We start from the raw sequence: 17,653 nt of genomic DNA, 5'->3' as shown, positions 1-17,653 counted from the left end.
AAACCTCTCGATCCAACTCAAAAGAACATTATATACTCATTCCGATACTCTTCTCAAGATTGAAAACTCAGGAAGAGGAGAGGTTAGTCTAATGATTTGTTCATTATTTGCAAATTCGTGAGTTTCGCCTTTCTGGTCTGTGAGCGGTTTTGGGAGGGTTGCTTCGGATAAACGGCCGTTTGGGAGCAATACTTCGAGCTTTTCGCCTGCGAAAATTTTATTACGTACCCGAATAAAGCAGCCATTATCTGAAGTCTGGTCTGTAACGTTTGCAGCAAAAACAGTTCCGCCCGTTGAATGGTTGTCCTCAAGCTGGCAGTCCTTAGATTCTGCGGGGCCGTCGATAAATCCGCGTGAGTAGCCGCGGTTTTTCACCCTGCCAAGGAGCTTGAAGGCCTCTTCGCTGCTAATCTCATCTCCGTCGATTATTCTTCTGTATAGCGAGACAACCGAGCCTATGTAGTGTACAGATTTCATCCTGCCTTCGATTTTCATCGAATCAACGCCTATCTCAGCCAGTGCAGGTACGTATTCAAAAAGAGCGAGATCTTTGGAATTGAAGAAGTACAGGCCTCTGTCGTCTTCAAAAACAGGATGATACTCCCCTGGCCGCTCTTCCTCCATCAGATGGTATTTCCAGCGGCAGGGATGAGTGCATTCGCCTCTGTTTGCCCGCCGGCCTGTGAGGTAGTCGCTGATTGCGCAGCGTCCTGAATACGAAAAACAAACCGCTCCGTGTATAAAGACTTCTGTTTGTATTTTTCCTGAAACCGCCGGCAGAATTGCTTTTATCTGCTGCAAAGAGAGCTCCCTGGCAAGGTTTACCCTTGAAGCTCCAAGCTCGGCATATTCGAGGGCAGTCTGTGAGCTGAGGGTGTTTGCCTGAGTGCTGATATGAACAGCTGCCCTGATCCCTTCACGCTTGAGCATCATAAGAACGCCGAGATCTGCGACGATAATCGCATCGGCATTCATTTCATCAAAATTGCGGGCAAGGGATAAAATTTTATCATACTCATCAGAAAATGGAAAAATATTCAGCGTTATATAGGCCTTTCTTCCGAAACGGTGAAGGTATTTTATGCCTTGTTCTGCCTGAGCGAGTGAAAAATTGCCGGCAAAATTTCTCAGGCTGTATTCAGAGCCGAAATAAACGGCATCAGCGCCGTATTGAACTGCCCATTTGAGCTTTTCCAGATTGCCTGCCGGAGCGAGAAGCTCGGGGCGTTTACTGCTTTGAGCCATCGGGAGAATCCTTGGGGGCTGCTCCTGACTTTTCAGCGAAATTATCAGCTCTTTCTATGAGGGCTTCTCTGGAAGGTTCGGAGGCCTTTTCCAGATCAAAATGCCAGCGGTATGTGTATGTTTTCCCGCTGTTGAAAATTCCCGCGAATATATCTAAAGGGAAATAATCGTGGAGGGGTCTTTTGATTTCTGCTGTCTGCTCAAGGGTCTTAAACCCTTTTTTGGCTATCTTAACATCGTATGTGCCGTACCAGTTGAAGTTTACAGATGCCGGACTCTTGCCGATCTGTTCGCCGTTTAGGTAAACATCTGCATTCTCGGGATTAGTAATAACCTTCAATTCCCTGTTAACGCAGCCCGCAAGAACAGTTATCAATAAAACTGCTGCGAAGAGTTTAACTGCTATTGTGCTTATTTTTTTTGCTCTCATCTGCATAATGAAAAATCAAGTATAAGCCAACTGAAATGCACATCAAGGAATCTGCTACATTAAACGTCGGCCAGTGATAATTATTAACATAAAGATTCACATCTATAAAATCTCGGACGTATCCGTCGTTAAATATCCTGTCGTAAAGATTGCCTGCTGCACCTGCTGTAAAAACAGATAGAAGCACAGCATACCTTCCTTTCACCAGTCCAAGCTCAAAGATAACTAAAGCAGCCGTAACAGCTGCTGCCGAAACAGCCACAAGCAGCCAAGTGCTCCCGCTGGCAATGCTGAAAGCCGCCCCAGGATTAACTCTTGCAGTAAGGGCGATAAAATCACCTAACAAAGGCCAACTGTATCCTTCTTTATCTGCAAGGAATTCGAAGATAGCGGATTTCGACACCAAATCCGCAGCCAGCAAAACAGCAAAAAGGAGAAAAAATACAACCTGCTGCTTTGCTCCCGGAATCTTATTCTTTAAGCGGGCAGACAATATTCTACTGCACCTTGACCTTAGAATACTTTCTTATAAGTCTTCTAAGCCCGGGCTGGTCTGGCTGAAGCCTCAAGGCAACACGCCACTGCTGTATTCCTTTATCTTTGATTACAGGGTCTTTATCCCTGAATCCTTTCAATATGTATGCCACACCCGAGCCCTTCAGAGAGAGCTGATCGCCGGGTTTTAGCGAACTTGCAACCCTGTAGTTCTCGATAGAGGCCTCGAAATCTTTTGCGCGAAGATCGAGATACCCGAGATACTGATAGATTCTGTGGTCGTCTGGGGCTACCCTTATCGTCTCATTCAGCAGCTCCCTTGCAACATCAAAGCTCCCGCTTCTTATGTATGCAAGGCCGAGAGGAATCATAATCTCCGGCTTATTGCCTTCACGCTCGAGAGCCCTTCTATATTCAGCGATCGCTGTTTCGTAATTGCTCGTTGCGGTGTAGATATCGCCGAAAAGGATTTCAAGCTCGGTGTTATCAGGGCTGATAAGCCTCGCCTCGGTGGCGTAATTCAATGCCTTCTCATAGTCTTCAAGCTTGTAATAGGTTTTGGCTGTGAAGTAGTTGGCATCGTAGCTTTCAGGATGAAGCTCCAAAGCACGAACGAAAGCTCCTATAGCTTTTTCGTACCTGTCCAAGGCATAATTAACTTTGCCGAGATTGTACAAATCCTTGAAGGAAACAGGATTATATTTCACAGCCTGCTCATAGGCCTGAGAGCTTTGCTCAAGCTTTCCCTGACGCTGAAAGATATCTCCTTTAAGGGAATATGCATCTGAAAATTCAGAGTCTGCCTTTATAGCTTCATCCAAAGTTTCTATTGCCTGATCGGACTGGCCTTTCTCATCCAGTTCAACGGCCTCGACATAAATTTTCTTAGGGTCTTGGCAGCCGGCTATAAAAAATGCGGCAACCAGAAGCGGCAAAAGTAATTTAGTAAATCTGCGTATCATATTAATTCCCATTTATCCAACTAAACACTCTTTTAAGAAGCCTTAGTTTCAGGCATTGATTCTATATAATCCTTGTAGGTTTTGAGGTACTGGTTGAAGTAGCCGCCTTTGAGAGCTTTCGCAGAAACAAGCGAGCAGCCTATCACATTAGCATTAACCACATCAAGCTCCCGCACAGTTCTTTGGGCAACGCCTCGCTTAGTCATCTGTGCGTTGAATACAACGAGAGTTGAATCAGCCATAGCGCTTAAGCTCTTTGCCTCACTCATAATCACAGGAGGAGCATCAATAACCACAAAGTCATACTTATCTTTTACATCACCGAGGAACTGATTCATTGAACGTCCTGAGAGCATCTCGGAAGGCATCTCGGGGAGCTCGCCGCAGGCCATTATGTCCAAGTTTGCAACCTGACCGGAAACAATAACTTCCTCAGTGGATTTATTGCCTGCTAACACTTCGCTGAGACCTGAAATCATGTGATGGTCTTCCGATTCACCTGATTGAGAGGCGTATATGCTGAAGGCAGGTCTGCGGAAGTTCGCATCAATCAACAGCACCTTATTCTGCTCAGCAGCGAGGCTGACAGAGAGATTCGAGGCTACTGTAGATTTGCCTTCATGGGGATTTGCGCTTGTTATCATCAGCACCTGACCGTAACCCAGAGCACCTGAGAGCTTAACATTAGATTTAAGCTGACGATATGCCTCGCCTGTTACAGAGTTCGGGGCTTCATTTACGACACGTTCAGGCTGAATATCCTCAACATCATCATCTTCACTGCTGTTGTATATTACACCGAGAACCGGGATATCTACCGCCTTGGATACATCCTGCGGAGTTCTAAGCTTATCATTAGCCAATTCACGTATGAAGGCGAATACTACTGCTATGAAACCGCCAAGTACAATGCCGGCAGGAATGAAGAGCTTTAAGTCCGGGAAGCTCTTCTGAAGAGGCAGAATCGCCTCGCCCAGAGGCTCAAGCTTGGAAACCTTCGGATCCCTTACGAGCATATTAAGGCTCTGGATATGGTCTATGAGCTTTTCAAGCCTTTCACGGCCTCTTTCTCGGATCTCTACAAATGATTCATATTCCGCCCTGAGCTCATCAAGCTCTTTCTGCTTGAGAAGAGCATCCTGAAGCTGGGCTCTGTAATTCTCAAGCTGGCTGACAAGGAAAGCACGCTGGTCTTCCGCATGCTGGAGCTCCGACTGTCTGTTAAGCTCCGCTATGAAGTTCTGCCTGCTGTTTAGCTCGGACTCAGCCATTCTGAGCTGCTCACGCATTTTTCGAACAGAGCGGTGGTTCTCGCCCAGCTTTGCGGTGAGCCTTGCAAGCTCAGGCCTGAGGTAAAGTATTCGCTGGCGGGCAGAGATTGCGATCGGGTCGTTCTCCATCTGCTCACGTACGACTTCGTCAAACTCGCCCTGAGCTCTGGATTCGAGAGTAGCGATTCGCGATTCAATCTCACTGATCTGCCCCTCAAGATCCATAACCTGAACCTCGAGAGAGTCGTGCTTTACCTTGATACTGTGCCTTTGGCTGCCAGTATCACCAGTGTCGCTGAATTCTGCTAGCGTAGGATTAGACTGACGGATATCTCTAAGAGAGGCCTCGGCCGCCCTGATCTCAGCACGCACTTTTCGCTCTTCTTCTTTTGCCTGAGCCAGCTTATCACGCTGGGTCTGCGTTTCTCTTTCAAGCTGGGATTTGGTGTACAGCTCTACGAGCTGGTCGAGAATAAGCTTTGATTCACGAGCGCTTTTACTGGAAAAACTGACCTGGATAATAAAGTTGTCTCTTGCAACACTAACCCCAATGCTGCTTTCTAAAGCTGCTAAAGCCTCAGCAATATCAGGCCTTCCGTCATCAGCTACAAACTGGCGGAACCACTGGGTGTTTCGCACCTGATCTGTTTCGAGAAGGTTTTGAAGCATATCCTGCTGTTTGATAAATCGAGCCTTCGTTTGACGGAACTGGTAGTAAGTGTCGGTATTAGACATTCTCGCAGCCAGCTTCATTGGGTCGCTGATTTCAGGCTCCAAAACCCTTATCGCAGATACAGATGTAAATTTCGGGGAATACTTTGCTAACATAAAATATAAACCTATGCCTATCGCCGCACCTAAAATTGGAAGAAGGATGATCAGCAGAAGATGCCTTCTTATAATCGTAAGTATATCTTTCGGGGTAAGCTGAATACCCTCTGCCTGAGGCTCCTGCATTGGAAGTCTGGATGTTATTTCAGATTCGTTAACCACTTAATAATCCTCTTAAGAACCTATTATAAGAATATAATATTCACTTCTATAAACCACTAAAAAATCCTCTTGGAAAGCCTTGAAATTCTTTCTTTGAGTTTATCCTGAGTTTCTTTCGGAAGCCTTTCATCAGTTTTCAATGCTCTTTCGTATGCTGCCTTAGCTTCCTCGGGCTTGTTGAGCCTTTCCAGAGCAAGACCGTAATGCTCATACACCTCAGAAGGTGCGTTTGTAGAGCTGAGTTCCATTTTCTGAATAGCTCTCGAAAGCAGGGATTCGGCCTTCTCGTATTTACGGTTCTTTATAAGCGTATAGCCGTAAGTATCAAGTACCAGCCCGTTATCTGGGGCAGACTGATATGCCTTTGCGGCCACCTGCTCTGCCCTCTCGAGATCATAATCACTCTCTGCAAGCAGATATGCAAGGTTGTTCAACACGTTAGTATCGCCAGGTGTCTGCTTGAGCAGCTCTTCATAGATCTGGGCAGCTCTTTCGGTATAGTCTCTGTCCGGGATTTTCTTATAAGCATATAGCAGTGTATTTGCTTTAAGTATATTAAACTGCCGATAAAGGATGTTTTCCTTTGAGATTTGCGAAAGAGCATCATCAACATAGCTTATAGCTTTATTGTAGTTGGCAAACTCAAAATTAACTTGGAACAGGCACAAATACTTATTAACTGTTTTCTCGCCCTTTTCAGCATAGCTGGTTACAATCTCGTAAGCGCTTTGCTTATCGTAGCTGTCCACCATTCTCTGAATTACAAACTTGATCTTCTGCAAGTCTATACCAGAGCTTTTCATAGCAACATGGAAATCCTCCATGGCATTTTCTTCATTGCCCATGCTATGTCTTGTCTGTGCCATCAGAGTAAATACAGCCACCTTGTATGGAGAATCAACATACTTGGAAAGCATTGAAAGCACCTGAGAGTTCTTACCCTGTTCGAGCAGAGTATTTGCGTATCCAAGTATGGAAGCGGGGTCATCTTCGCCTGAATTCAAAGCCTTGTCCCAAGCGGCCTTGTATGCATCCTCAGCTGCTTCGAAATTCTCGAGCTGGGTTTCCATATCTCCAAGGCGTCGCTGCCAGTAAGACTTTTCAGGGAAGCGTTTAATCATCAGGTTGTAATAATCTCTGAGCGGGGCAAACTTCTTAGCACGCCAGTAGATCTCTTCGAGCAGCCTCAAGGCCACCAGCGGGGTGCTCTCATCTTCCACAGCGCTGTTGAGCTCTGAAATAGCCGGCTCATACCTGCCGAGCCTGTCGTAGGCCCTTGCTATATCGATTCTTATTAGGCTGTCATCTTTGATTGATTTACATTCTTTGAAGTCATCGAGGGCCTTTTGATAGTCTGCGCTTAGATAGTTTGCCTTGCCTTTAATTCGCCATGCTGTAGCGTTTTTTGCGTTTTTATCGAGAATCTTCCCTGCGATCTCTTCCGCTCTGTCGAATTCACCCTTTCTAAGTGCAACAGTAGCTGAAAGAAGACGCAGCTCAACATTGTCCGGATTGTTCTCTATAAGCTTCTGGAGATCATTCTCAACGTCTTCAACAGCCCCTATTTCCACGAAAGATTTAACCTTTAGGATTCTGTTTGCAAGGGTGTCTTCCAATTCGAGAAGCTCTTTAGAATATTTTTCCACATTTTCTTTATCAAAGAGCTTTATTGAAACCCCAAGCAATCCAAGAACATAGTCTTTATTGTCCGGGTCTTTTTCCTTAAGTTCAAGAAGAGTTTCTTTTGCCTTGTCAAACTGTGAGCGGCGATAATAAGATTTCCAGAGAACCTCTTTTCTGTCTCCAAGGAGCTGTGTAATCTTATCTTCCTGACCGGAAATTCTGTAGAAATCTGCATAAGCGTCAAGCACCTCCGGGTCTCCCGGGGAGATTGCAAGAGCATTGTTGTATGCATCCTCTGCTATTCTGTACATAGCCTGTTTTTTGGGTGAATTAAACGCATCATCTGCATTCTTCAAGGCCATTCTTGCAAGCAGAAGCGCATTTTTCTTAGTCGGGTTAGACTTAAAGATAGTCTGCCTCATAGCAAGCGCGCTGCCTGGCTTTGTATCAGCAATGTACTCAGCATAAACGCTCTGAAGCTCAATATTCGCAGGATTAACCCTTATAGCTCTCAGGATAGCATCCTGAGCCTGCTTTTTCTGCTGGTCTGTAACATCGCTTCCAAGCTTTTCATTACGCTTGTAGAGCACCATAGCATAGTTCAGCGAAATATTGCTGTCTTTAGGCGAAAACTCAGCCGCTTTGCGGGCGTTTTCAACAGCCTGCCCCATCTTGCCCATTTCATTGTATATGATGCTGAGATTCAGATACGCAGAAGGAAAGATGGGCTTGATTTCAATGCATTCATTGAAACAGTCGAGAGCCTCTTGGTAGTTTTCCTGTTTGAGCGCCAGCCGGCCTGCGAAGAACTGTCCGCCGCAGCCGTCGATGTCCATTTCGACCGCCGTTTCCATATAGCCCGCAGCCCGTTCGTAATCCGCCTCTGCTATAGCCATATCGAAAAGCGAAGAGATGGCCGCTTCATTATCGGGGTCTAATTCAAGCGCCTTCTCGTAATAACCGTAAGCATTTTCATAGTCCTGCCCCTTGAGGTAAACCCTGCCTATGCTCAGCTGCTTCTGGATCTCATCCATATCTGTTTCTTCAAGGATATCAGCCTGAAACTCCCTTAGCTCTTCTTTATCTACAACCAGCGGGTCCGGCTTATTGAGCCTCTTTTTCATAAGACGCGCTGTAGGATTGTCGGGGTATTTCTCGAGGAAATCCTCATTAAACTCAACTGCTTTGGGCTTATACCCTTCCTGCAAAACATCAACCAGTATTTCAGAAACACCGCTGTAGTCTTTTAGCGATTCGGGATACTTATTAAAAATCTGACGCAGGAGTTTGAGCCTTTTCAGTCGAAGCTCTCTTATATCCTCACTCAAACTGCTAATCTTATTCTGCGCATTCGGCTCGTTATAGAGCTGCTGCCTTGCTCTGAGCTGAAGAAGCTGAGAAGCCCGCTGGCCGGCTATTTGCAGTTTATAATTCAGAGCCTTCAGGGATTCAGGCCCATACGCCTCAATCTGCTTTTCTGCTTTGTCGAACAGATTTGCCTGAATATATGCCTCGATAAGAATCTCGTTGCTTCTCTCATTTTCACCCATCACCTGTTCATATCTCTGAACAAGAGAAATGGCGTTGTCCGGAGAGCGGAGTTCAAGAAGGATTTCTGAATAATCAAGAACAGCTTCAGGCCTGCCTTCAAAAACAATATTGTTTTCTATTGCCTTTCCAAGATATTTCTGTTTTGCTCCAATAACACTCTCGCTCTTGAGAATTCGCGAAATGAAATAACAAAGCTGAGCATCAGGGCTGTTTTGGCCATCAAATTTTTCCTGAGCCTTAACAAGTTTGCGAAGGCCTTTTTCCTGATCCCCCTTCAGGTACTCAAGCATCCCCCTCCATTTAATAAGAATGGGGTTCTCTTCAACCATAACAATGTCTTTGATGTTCTTTGTTGCCTCTTCCAGAGAAGCGAGGAGTTTTTCTCTATCTTCGCCTTCGGTGTGCCTGGCCTTTTCTGAGTAGTAGTTTGCGAGCAGATTATTTAAAACAAGGATATTGTTATTATTTCTTGCCTGTTTAGGACCTGATGTTTTCTGTGCTTCCGGAAGCTCCAAAGCAGATTTTGCAAGACGAATGGCCTCATCTACCCATTTTATTTTTTCCCCGGACAGGCAGTATTTCATATAGTTAATCATAGAGGCGCGGAATACGTAATCGTAATCTTCCGGCTCTTTCTTAACCGCATTGTTAATAAGCTTTACGGCCTTGTCTATATCAAGCGGGTTTTTATAGTAGAAGCCGGCCATAACGTAATCAATTTCGGCATTTTCGGGGAATTTTTCCTTAACCCTCTGATACTGCTCTTCAATAGTTGCTTTTACATCGGCTGATGTCTTGCCGGACCTGCTCTCAAGTATCTTGAGCTTGAGCATATTAACGTACGGCTCGGACATCTCCGGATTTTTATCGATAGATTCCTGTATTATAGCCTCAGCCCTTTTCACACTGTCTTCTCTTGCACCTATAATCCCGGCATTATCGTCAATCTCGCCCTGAAGCAGTTCTGCGTGGGCGAGGTGCCAGAATGCATCGAAGTTGTTGGGCTCAAGCTTAAGAAGCATATTCATAAACTTCTTAGCATCATCGATTTCTTTTTGAGTATCTGATGCGCTGCCTGCTTTTGCGATCTCAAGGGAAGCCCTGCCTCGTGCGAGCACTACGAAAGGGTCAGGTTCCTTATTCTGCTCATCATAAAGAAGTAAAAGCTCGTCTGAGATTTCTCTTACTTCATTCCAAGAATCCGCCCTGCCCATATCGGCGAGTTCATAGCTGAAATCGAGCATTTTGAGGCGTGCTTCGATATTTTTGGGGTCTGTAGCAGAAATTTTATCAAAGATTCCCATAGCCTTTCGCCATTTTGGCTCTTTCGGCTCAATCCCCGCAGCGGGATCGCCGGGGTCTTCGATCATAGCAATCTCTGCGAGCTTGAAGAGGATATCTACTTTATCAAGGCCTTCTGAGAAATGATATGCCTTCCCGTAAAGCTCTTCAGCCTGCTTATACTGCTTATTTTCCAGTGCGGTCTGAGCCTCTACGATAAACTTTTGAGGGTCTCTTCCGCTTTTATACCAAAGATAAAATATTCCCGCCCCTGCGATGCCTAAAACGAGCAGGCCGGCAATTGCTACTTTAATATTTAATCTTGATTTTTTCTTTTTCTTTGCCATAATAATCCCTTAATGACATATTCAATCCAAATCGGGCCAGTGGTTTTTTTCGAGCTCTTCAACAACAAAGCCCATCAGGCTTTGAGAAGCCTTTTCAATCTCTTTTTTTGTCGGATGTGAGCTTTTTCCATTGAACCGCCACTCTATCTTAGCAAAGTACGAATATTTACCAAATAAATTCGTGGCCATTATGTTTCTTGCCTCAGTTCTGTTTGACGCAAACTCACCATTGACTTTCAGCAAATAACAGACGTAGAAAGGCTTTGAGCCTCGCCAGATACTGTCTGCCTTGCTGACAAACTCAACCATTCTGTATCTCTGGCTGAAATCATTCTGATCTGATGATAGTAAATCCAATTGTCCTTCGCGATAACCTTTCACCACATTCCCTGCACCGAAATAGCATTCCTCAGGCACATGGGGGATTCGGTCGTTAATTCCTGTGTAATATGTGATAAAAAGCGAGCAAAATTTAGTTGGAGACTCTGAAGGTGCCTCAGTGTTCTCCACCTCCCAGATAATGTAATCTGTAGTACCGAGTTCTTTTTCAATCTCTTTGTTTTCAATTTTTCTTTTCTTACGAACAACATACCCGTTTTTACCATCAATGTTCAGCTCGTCAAGAGATTTTTTAAGCTCTATCGGCTGTTTCTGAAGGTAGATACCGAGATTATCAATTATAATCCTTTTCCCAGCGGCTAAACCTCCGAGGATAAGCACGAGTAGAATAAAAACGATATTTGATTTGCTCAGCTTCATCGCTTTCTCCTGACTACCTTTGGAGAATCATCTTCTTTTTCCTTTTTTTCTTCTTCACCTTCCTGTTCGAAGAGATTATTCATAAACCAGTCAACAAGCCAATAGAAGAAAAGAGCAATCGGTAGCATCAGCATACCGAGCATATTATGATATATGCCTTTGGCGTACTGCTGTCCGATATAGATATATATAAAAGCTGTAAATGTAACACGAATTATATTGCACAGTATAGCAATCGGTATAATAGAAGCTATAAGGGTTGCTTTCTGCCATATCGGCCTGCTGTGTATATAAGCCATAGCCACACCGAGAGCAAGAAAAGCCATCATAAGCCTCATCCCGCTGCATGCATCTGCCACGTTGAGAGCAGTTTCAAGAGGCACCCCTTTGTAGGTAACCTCAATAATAACACCTCTAACCGTGGCATCTATTGCGGGAATAGCATTGAGGAAAGCAGTAGTAACCTGAGAGGCTATCATTCTCATAGGCATTGTGAGCTCTCTGTAGAGCCTTGTAGGGATCGGAACTGCAAAGATCAAAAATGCCACCGGAAGCCAGAGATGATAAATCATCCTCCAGCCGCAGACAGCGAGGACTACCGCCCCCAAGGCAGCTATCATAAGCACAGGCTCGCCGTAGGCGTATCTTATTTGTACGATATTGAAGATATATACTGCAAGTATAGCAGCCAAGGCCAAAACGCCTAAAAAAGAGGGCGAGGCCTTCTTTGAAAGCAGTTCTTCTTTTCTCTGATTTATCAGATACAAACTGAAAAGCGGAATCAGAAAACCGTGAGACCAGCTCGGGTCTTTCATCCATACCCGAACCATATCCTCAATGTTGTTCCAAAAAAGCAGAACAAAAAGCGCAGTCAGGACTGCCGTCTTTAGATAAAAGAGGCTCCCTAAGGATGCCCAAGAATATTTAACTTTTTCTGCCATCGCTTTTAAATCAGCCTAAAGAATTACCTGTTATAATTGTAGTCGTAATCGTATTCACCAGTACGGTAAATCCTGCTGTAATCGAAGCTGAAGCCGTAGTTTGCGGTGAATGCATTTCTCAGCACATAGAGCCAGTAGCTCACATCGCTTGTTCCTACATTAATCGTATCGTCACGTTTTATGTAGAAATCCGGCTGCTGCCCGCTTGCGATCTTATCGAGATTAACCATAACAATTTCTTCATGGTCTTTGCCGATTCGCCTTCTTACCTCAACATTTTCAGGCTCAGCGAGCTGGCCAAGGCCGCCTGCGGCAGCTACAGCCTGCATAAGAGTCATAGGTCTTCCGCTGAGAGTAACGTATCCAGGCTGATTTACATTGCCCATTACAACGCATTCGCCGATTCTGTCTGAAGGTACTGTAATCACATCGCCAGGCTTGATCACTATATTGTACCGCGGGTCTCCCTTTCGAAGAGCCTTCCACGGTACTTCAATAACCCTGACCATATACCTCACAGGGTTCTCCTGGTCCTCAACATAACCTTCAGGCAGCGAATCCCGAACGCTTTCGTCCGATTCTGTCTGCTGCTGTTCGGCCTGCTGCTGTTCTTGAGCTTGCTGCTGATCTCCAACGACCACTTCAGTTTCTTTCTCCTCGCCGGAGGCATCTTTCTCAACAGGAACCCATCGTCCGTTCTTGAAAACCCACTCAATATTTTCCGAATTCCCGTCTCCTTCAGCGAATGAAAGCACAGGCAGTTCAGCGGGAGCAATGAGCCTCAAGAGCTCTTCTTCGGCCTTTTTGAAGTCTATCTCTTCCTCTTCCACCTTCTTTTCTCTTCGGGAACGGTAAGAAACACCCGGGATCTCTACTCCCGGCGGTGCATACTGAGTTTCCGCTCTCTGCGCGATCTCGTCTTCAGAAAGCTGACGTGTAATGTAGATGTTTGTAACATTGAACTCATTACACCCTCCCGCTGTTGCGAGGGCATCAAGCAGTCTGAAATCTCCGCCTCGCGGAACAAGATATCGCCCCCCTGCTACATTTGAGAGAAGTCCTGTTCCGAGAACAGAAAAAGACCTGTAATCAGAAGAAATTAGTGAAACTTTGACTACTGGAGTTTTTAAGATATCAGGGGATAAAATCTGCTTGAGCTCAGATTCAAGTTCGTGCTCTGTGTAACCTTCAGCTTCCACGACACCAACCTCAGGAATCGAGATTCTGCCGCTCTCTGAAACTGTGAGGTCTTCAATATAAGGAGACCTCTCCTCAAGCAGCTCATATATATTCACGCGCACCACATCTCCTGGATGCAGAGCATAATCGTCCATATAAGTTACTACATCCTCGGGCTTGGGCGATTCTGTCTGAACAAACCTTTCAGGTTCTTCCTCGGCAAGTCCAAGAGAATCAAGTATTACGTGCTGGACAGGTACAGGCCTGAACCTTCCTATCTGGGTTGGATCCCAAAACTTATTACGGCAACCGCCTGAAAAGAGTATTCCAAGAGCAGCCGCTGAGAAAATCAACGCCTTTCTATGCATCATAAACCTTTAATAAAATATATCATAAAAGCGAACAAGAGCTAATCACTCTTCTAAACGAATTTTACACCTCAAGACCGCCTAAGCGGTGAGTGCGGGATTATGGCAAAAATTACTTGTATTGTCAATTTAATTTTATTCAACATTAAAACCCTGCCGTAAAGCAATATGCTAATTTCCTTTTCCATCTCCTGCCGGCTAAAAGCTGCGCATCTTGTAATTCAGAAAAAGGGCGATAAATCAATTATTAAGCCGGTCTTGAGCTTTTTGTAAAGTTTTCAACTAATTAAAAACTTTACTAACTTTCTGCAAAATTTTTTCGGAGTTTTCTGCAGAAGAGATTAAATTTCAGGCCATTATATGTTTTTAGGGCTCAGATTTAAGAAAAAAAATTGCTTTGGCAGGAATCTAAAAGCAAAATTATATGCAAATTTTGAAGACTATGAATATAATCAGCCCGATAAAGATATCTCAAGAAGCAGGCTAGTGAGAGCAAAATGGATTTTTTCAGGTTTCTACAGACAATTATGTTTTGCATTTGTATTGCAGGGGGCTTTTTGTTCCTTTCTTTGAGCTATGCTGCGCCTGAGATAGAACTTTATTTCCAGAACAGGCAGACTTTAATCGAATCTGAAAAAATGATTGAGAAGCTTCGTGAGAAAAAATTTATTTGCCAGTCTCAGATGGAAATGCTCAAAAGGGACCCCAAACTTTTGCAGGTATTTCATGACAAGATGTTTATTATTTACAAAAAAGCCAGCCCCTATCCCCAGCCAAGCGAGCAGGACAGCCGGAAGGCTGAAATGATAATCAAGGAGCTCGGAGATATAAAAACGGCAGACAAAAGCGGCTTGGAATGGCTTAGATTTGCCAATAAAGGGGAAAACCGCAAACTCCTTTTTGTATGCGGTACAGCGATGATTGTAACAGCGCTGACATTTTTAGGCGGATTCAATCCCCAATCCAGTCAAGATACCAACAGCCGAGAAAATATTTCAAGCGAATACGAAGAAGAGCTGGAGAAATGAACAAAGAAAAAAAACTAGAACTGCTCGCACCCGCGGGTAATTTTGACTGCCTTAAATCGGCTCTCAGTGCGGGAGCTGATGCTGTTTATCTTGGGCTCAAAACGCTCAACGCAAGAAAGGGTGCAGGCAACTTCAGCGCTGAAGAACTTAAAGAAGCCTGCCGGTACGCACGCTCTGAGGGCGCAAAGACCTACCTCACGCTAAATACGCACGTTTCTTTCAGAGAAACCGGACAGGCTGCAAGGGCATTAGAGCTCGCAGCTGAAGCGGGGGTCGATGCTGTTCTGGTAACTGACCCAATGTTCTTCGAGCTGGCAGGGAGTTTTCCTGAGCTTGATTTTCACTTCAGCACTCAGGCAGGGATCGAAAATTCAAAGGGCGTTGAATTCGCCCGCAGAGCGGGGATAAAAAGAGCGGTTTTAGCAAGAGAGCTCAGCGAAGAAGAGATAACAGCAGCCTCAAAACCGGATTCTGTGGAAACGGAGGTGTTTGTTCAGGGAGCAATGTGTTTCTGCGTTTCGGGGAAATGCCTTCTTAGCAGCTGGGCAGGCGGACGCAGCGGAAACAGAGGCACCTGCACAAGCCCCTGCAGAGTTCTCTGGAAAGATTCAAGCGGAGCTGAACTCCAGCGGCTTTCAATGCACGATTTGAGCCTTATTGAAAGGCTTGAAAAGATTAGAAAGGCCGGAGTAAGCTGCATAAAAATTGAGGGGCGTCTGAAAAAGCCTGAATGGGTTTACAAAACAGTACAGGTTTTTAGAAGAGCGCTGGATGGAGAAACTGAAGGCGAAATCCATAATGAGCTTTCCGACTATACAGGCAGAAAGCAGGCAGCAGGCTATTTCGACGGACAAACAAAAGGGCTCTGCGGGGAAGGCGGCAGAATCCCCAGCGAGTCCAGCATAGACATTGAAGACGAATGCAAACAGAACGCTGAAAGCGGCAAAGAATTCTTCACTGTGGCGGTATCCACTGCGAACGGGAAGTTTGAAGCAGAGGTGAAAATAAGCGAAGAAGAAAAAGAGCAAATCCGCCTGCCGCTTACAGCTGTAAAAAAAGCTAAGCGCGGTGTAAATGCGGAAAATATAGCTTACCTTCTTGCAACGCAGAATTATCAAAACGCAGAGTTTGCAGGTATCGAATTCGATGAACCGGAAAGGCTGTACTCCAAAAAGACAGCAAACTCGCTGGCCGAGGAGCTCAGCAGAATCTTCCACCAAAGGCAGAAGAAAGCCCACGATTATACAATACGCATCCACCTCAGAGAGCAGGCAAAAGACACCATCAAAGCCTTCGGTCGAATCAAAGAGAACAAATTTCCCCTCACCCGCACCGCCAAGGTAAATTCGCTTAGAGCAGATTACCCCTGCGCCAAACAGGTAGCAGGGAGCCTGTACTCATTTGAGCAGGTGGTTGTGGAGAATGTGGAGCTTGGGAAAATTTCCTCGCTTCGTAAAAACTGGATCGCTGCTATGCCGCATGTGTTTTACGAAGACAGAATCGAATACTTCAAAACCCTCGCAGAAAAGGCTAAAACTAACGGAATTACTCTTGAGGTTAACAGCTGGGCGGGACTGGAAATAGCTCTTGAAGCCGGCGCTGAATTCACTGCCGGCCCGGGGCTTATGATACTGAACCATACCGCAGCGATGGCCCTGAAAAATATTGGTGCAAAAGAGGCCTTTATAAGCATAGAGGCAGACAAAAGAAAAATCAGAGAGCTCTCTCAGGCCAGCCCCCTGCCCCTTTCGCTGACAGTAAGCGGCTTCCCCTGCCTCGGGATTACGCGTGCGGAAATTGATGAAAAGGCTTTAAAAGGGCAAACTCTTGAGGACGAAAGAGGAATAAGGCTGAGGCTCGAGCCCTCAAGCGAAAACACAATACTCAGATCTCAAGACCCTTATTCTATTCTCGGCTGTGAAGATAGAGGCATAATGGTGAGAAGGTTCTCAGCAGACCTTGCCGGAATCAAAGACCCTGCCAAACTGAAAGATGCAGTAAACCGGCTTAGAAGAGGTCTTCCCTTTACAGAAAAAAAAGCTTACAAGTTCAACTTCCAGAGAAACCTTGCCTAAACAGCCTGACAGCTAAAGCAGTTTTTCGCCTTTATTTTTGCGAACCTGCTCAATCATTTCCTTTATATCCCCGCATTTTTCTCTCGGGCATATAAAGGTTACATCCTCAGTGTGAGCTACAACCATATTCTCAACGCCGATCCCTGCTATCGTATGGTTATCATCCTGATTTATAATGATGTTATTCGAACAATCGATAAGCTCAGGGGTATTCCCCGCAAGGGCATTATTATCGCTGTCCTGATTTATCAGATCCGTCAAGGCATTGTAAGAACCCATATCGAGCCAGTCGCAGTCTAATTTGATAGAATAGACCGAAGGGCTCTTTTCCATTACAGCATAATCTATGCTTATCTTTGGCACTTCTTTGAACCGCTCTTCTATTACTTCATCCTGCCTCTTTGAGCCGATCTTTTTCTGAATTTTCTTAAGCGGCTTCTTGCAGTCCGGCAGATAGTGATAAAGACTGCTTAGAATCGCCTGCGCTTTCCAAACAAACATCCCTGAATTCCAGAGATAATTTCCGCTTTCCAGATAGTCCTCCGCCTTTGCGGCATCAGGCTTTTCTTGAAAACTTTCAACCTTGTAAACCTCGCTGCCGTCGTAAGGTGTTTTCTTGCCGAGCCTGATATAGCCGTACTGAGTGCTTGGGTATGTCGGGGTAATTCCGAAAGTGATAAGATTTTCCGGATTGTCGTTGACAAACTGAACCGCTTCGCTGAGTGTTTGGGTAAATTTATCCTGAGGCTCGATGATATGGTCTGCTGTAACTACAGTCATAGAAGCATCAGAATCTCTATCGGCAATAAAAGAAGCGGCCAACCCTACAGCTCCGGCTGTATTTCGCATATACGGCTCGCCGATAATGTTTTTTTTCGGGACCTCAGGAAGAATCTTCTTTACCTTCTTTGTATGCGCATCATTTGTTTGGACTAAAATCTTTTTTGGCTCAAAAACCGGCAGAAGCCTTTCGAAGGCCTTCCTCAGGAGGGTTTCGCCTCCGAAGATATCAATTATCTGCTTGGGTCTGTCCTTTCGGCTTAAAGGCCAAAGCCTCGTTCCTGAACCACCCGCCATAATTACTGCATAATCCATCATTCTCTCC

Annotated in this window: 12 protein-coding genes; 2 read left to right on the top strand and 10 right to left on the bottom strand. The window is 45.2% G+C overall.

The window, feature by feature from the left end; genetic code table 11:
- Positions 1–36: 36 nt before the first annotated feature.
- Genes L21SP3_RS00545 through L21SP3_RS00505 form a run of 9 tightly spaced genes read right to left on the bottom strand, consistent with a single transcriptional unit; the run spans position 37 to position 13,448 of the window.
- Entirely contained in the window at positions 37–1,245 is a 1,209-nt protein-coding gene (locus L21SP3_RS00545) for a peptidase U32 family protein (RefSeq protein ID WP_077538505.1), read from the bottom strand.
- Positions 1,229–1,621 (bottom strand): PEGA domain-containing protein, encoded by a 393-nt coding sequence (locus tag L21SP3_RS00540; RefSeq protein WP_161488029.1) that lies wholly within the window; start codon positions 1,619–1,621, stop codon positions 1,229–1,231. The genes L21SP3_RS00545 and L21SP3_RS00540 overlap by 17 nt, the downstream gene beginning before the upstream one ends.
- Positions 1,622–1,640: 19 nt before the next feature.
- A complete protein-coding gene (lspA, locus tag L21SP3_RS00535; protein WP_161488028.1) occupies positions 1,641–2,168 on the bottom strand; it encodes a signal peptidase II in 528 nt (175 codons plus the stop codon).
- A 4-nt stretch (positions 2,169–2,172) separates the two neighbouring features.
- Complete coding sequence (locus L21SP3_RS00530) at positions 2,173–3,132, bottom strand: tetratricopeptide repeat protein (RefSeq protein ID WP_161488027.1); 960 nt, start codon at positions 3,130–3,132, stop codon at positions 2,173–2,175.
- A 32-nt stretch (positions 3,133–3,164) separates the two neighbouring features.
- On the bottom strand, positions 3,165–5,396 hold the full coding sequence (locus L21SP3_RS00525) for a GumC family protein (protein ID WP_077538497.1): 2,232 nt from the start codon (positions 5,394–5,396) through the stop codon (positions 3,165–3,167).
- Positions 5,397–5,452: 56 nt separating this feature from the next.
- Positions 5,453–10,198 (bottom strand): tetratricopeptide repeat protein, encoded by a 4,746-nt coding sequence (locus L21SP3_RS00520; RefSeq protein WP_077538495.1) that lies wholly within the window; start codon positions 10,196–10,198, stop codon positions 5,453–5,455.
- A 21-nt stretch (positions 10,199–10,219) separates the two neighbouring features.
- Entirely contained in the window at positions 10,220–10,957 is a 738-nt protein-coding gene (locus L21SP3_RS00515; protein ID WP_077538493.1) for a hypothetical protein, read from the bottom strand.
- The gene (locus L21SP3_RS00510) at positions 10,954–11,898 is read right to left on the bottom strand and encodes an exosortase/archaeosortase family protein (RefSeq protein WP_077538491.1); all 945 of its coding nucleotides are present in this window, start codon (positions 11,896–11,898) and stop codon (positions 10,954–10,956) included. Before L21SP3_RS00510 ends, L21SP3_RS00515 begins: the two co-directional genes overlap by 4 nt.
- Before the next feature lie 23 nt (positions 11,899–11,921).
- Positions 11,922–13,448 carry a polysaccharide biosynthesis/export family protein gene (locus L21SP3_RS00505; protein WP_077538489.1) on the bottom strand — a complete coding sequence of 509 codons (1,527 nt, stop codon included), beginning with the start codon at positions 13,446–13,448 and terminating at the stop codon, positions 11,922–11,924.
- Positions 13,449–14,002: 554 nt separating this feature from the next.
- Between L21SP3_RS00505 and L21SP3_RS11945 the strand changes: the two genes are divergently transcribed.
- Both L21SP3_RS11945 and L21SP3_RS00495 read left to right on the top strand, forming a co-directional pair.
- The gene (locus L21SP3_RS11945) at positions 14,003–14,473 is read left to right on the top strand and encodes a hypothetical protein (RefSeq protein ID WP_161488026.1); all 471 of its coding nucleotides are present in this window, start codon (positions 14,003–14,005) and stop codon (positions 14,471–14,473) included.
- On the top strand, positions 14,470–16,548 hold the full coding sequence (locus tag L21SP3_RS00495; RefSeq protein WP_161488025.1) for a peptidase U32 family protein: 2,079 nt from the start codon (positions 14,470–14,472) through the stop codon (positions 16,546–16,548). The genes L21SP3_RS11945 and L21SP3_RS00495 overlap by 4 nt, the downstream gene beginning before the upstream one ends.
- Before the next feature lie 12 nt (positions 16,549–16,560).
- Here L21SP3_RS00495 and L21SP3_RS00490 read toward each other — a convergent pair whose 3' ends face one another.
- Positions 16,561–17,643 carry a mannose-1-phosphate guanylyltransferase gene (locus tag L21SP3_RS00490; RefSeq protein WP_161488024.1) on the bottom strand — a complete coding sequence of 361 codons (1,083 nt, stop codon included), beginning with the start codon at positions 17,641–17,643 and terminating at the stop codon, positions 16,561–16,563.
- Positions 17,644–17,653 lie beyond the last annotated feature (10 nt).

The organism is Sedimentisphaera cyanobacteriorum (assembly GCF_001997385.1).
GTDB classification, from domain to species: Bacteria; Planctomycetota; Phycisphaerae; order Sedimentisphaerales; family Sedimentisphaeraceae; genus Sedimentisphaera; species Sedimentisphaera cyanobacteriorum.
This window is presented reverse-complemented; position numbering and strand designations above follow the sequence as displayed.

What these genes read in the sequence shown, in the direction of transcription:
- L21SP3_RS00490 (WP_161488024.1), bottom strand. Translation starts at nt 17,643, where the DNA reads ATGGATTATGCAGTAATTATGGCGGGTGGTTCAGGAACGAGGCTTTGG.
- L21SP3_RS00530 (WP_161488027.1), bottom strand. Translation starts at nt 3,132, where the DNA reads ATGATACGCAGATTTACTAAATTACTTTTGCCGCTTCTGGTTGCCGCA.
- L21SP3_RS00505 (WP_077538489.1), bottom strand. Translation starts at nt 13,448, where the DNA reads ATGATGCATAGAAAGGCGTTGATTTTCTCAGCGGCTGCTCTTGGAATA.
- L21SP3_RS00515 (WP_077538493.1), bottom strand. Translation starts at nt 10,957, where the DNA reads ATGAAGCTGAGCAAATCAAATATCGTTTTTATTCTACTCGTGCTTATC.
- L21SP3_RS00545 (WP_077538505.1), bottom strand. Translation starts at nt 1,245, where the DNA reads ATGGCTCAAAGCAGTAAACGCCCCGAGCTTCTCGCTCCGGCAGGCAAT.
- L21SP3_RS00520 (WP_077538495.1), bottom strand. Translation starts at nt 10,198, where the DNA reads ATGGCAAAGAAAAAGAAAAAATCAAGATTAAATATTAAAGTAGCAATT.
- L21SP3_RS00510 (WP_077538491.1), bottom strand. Translation starts at nt 11,898, where the DNA reads ATGGCAGAAAAAGTTAAATATTCTTGGGCATCCTTAGGGAGCCTCTTT.
- L21SP3_RS00495 (WP_161488025.1), top strand. Translation starts at nt 14,470, where the DNA reads ATGAACAAAGAAAAAAAACTAGAACTGCTCGCACCCGCGGGTAATTTT.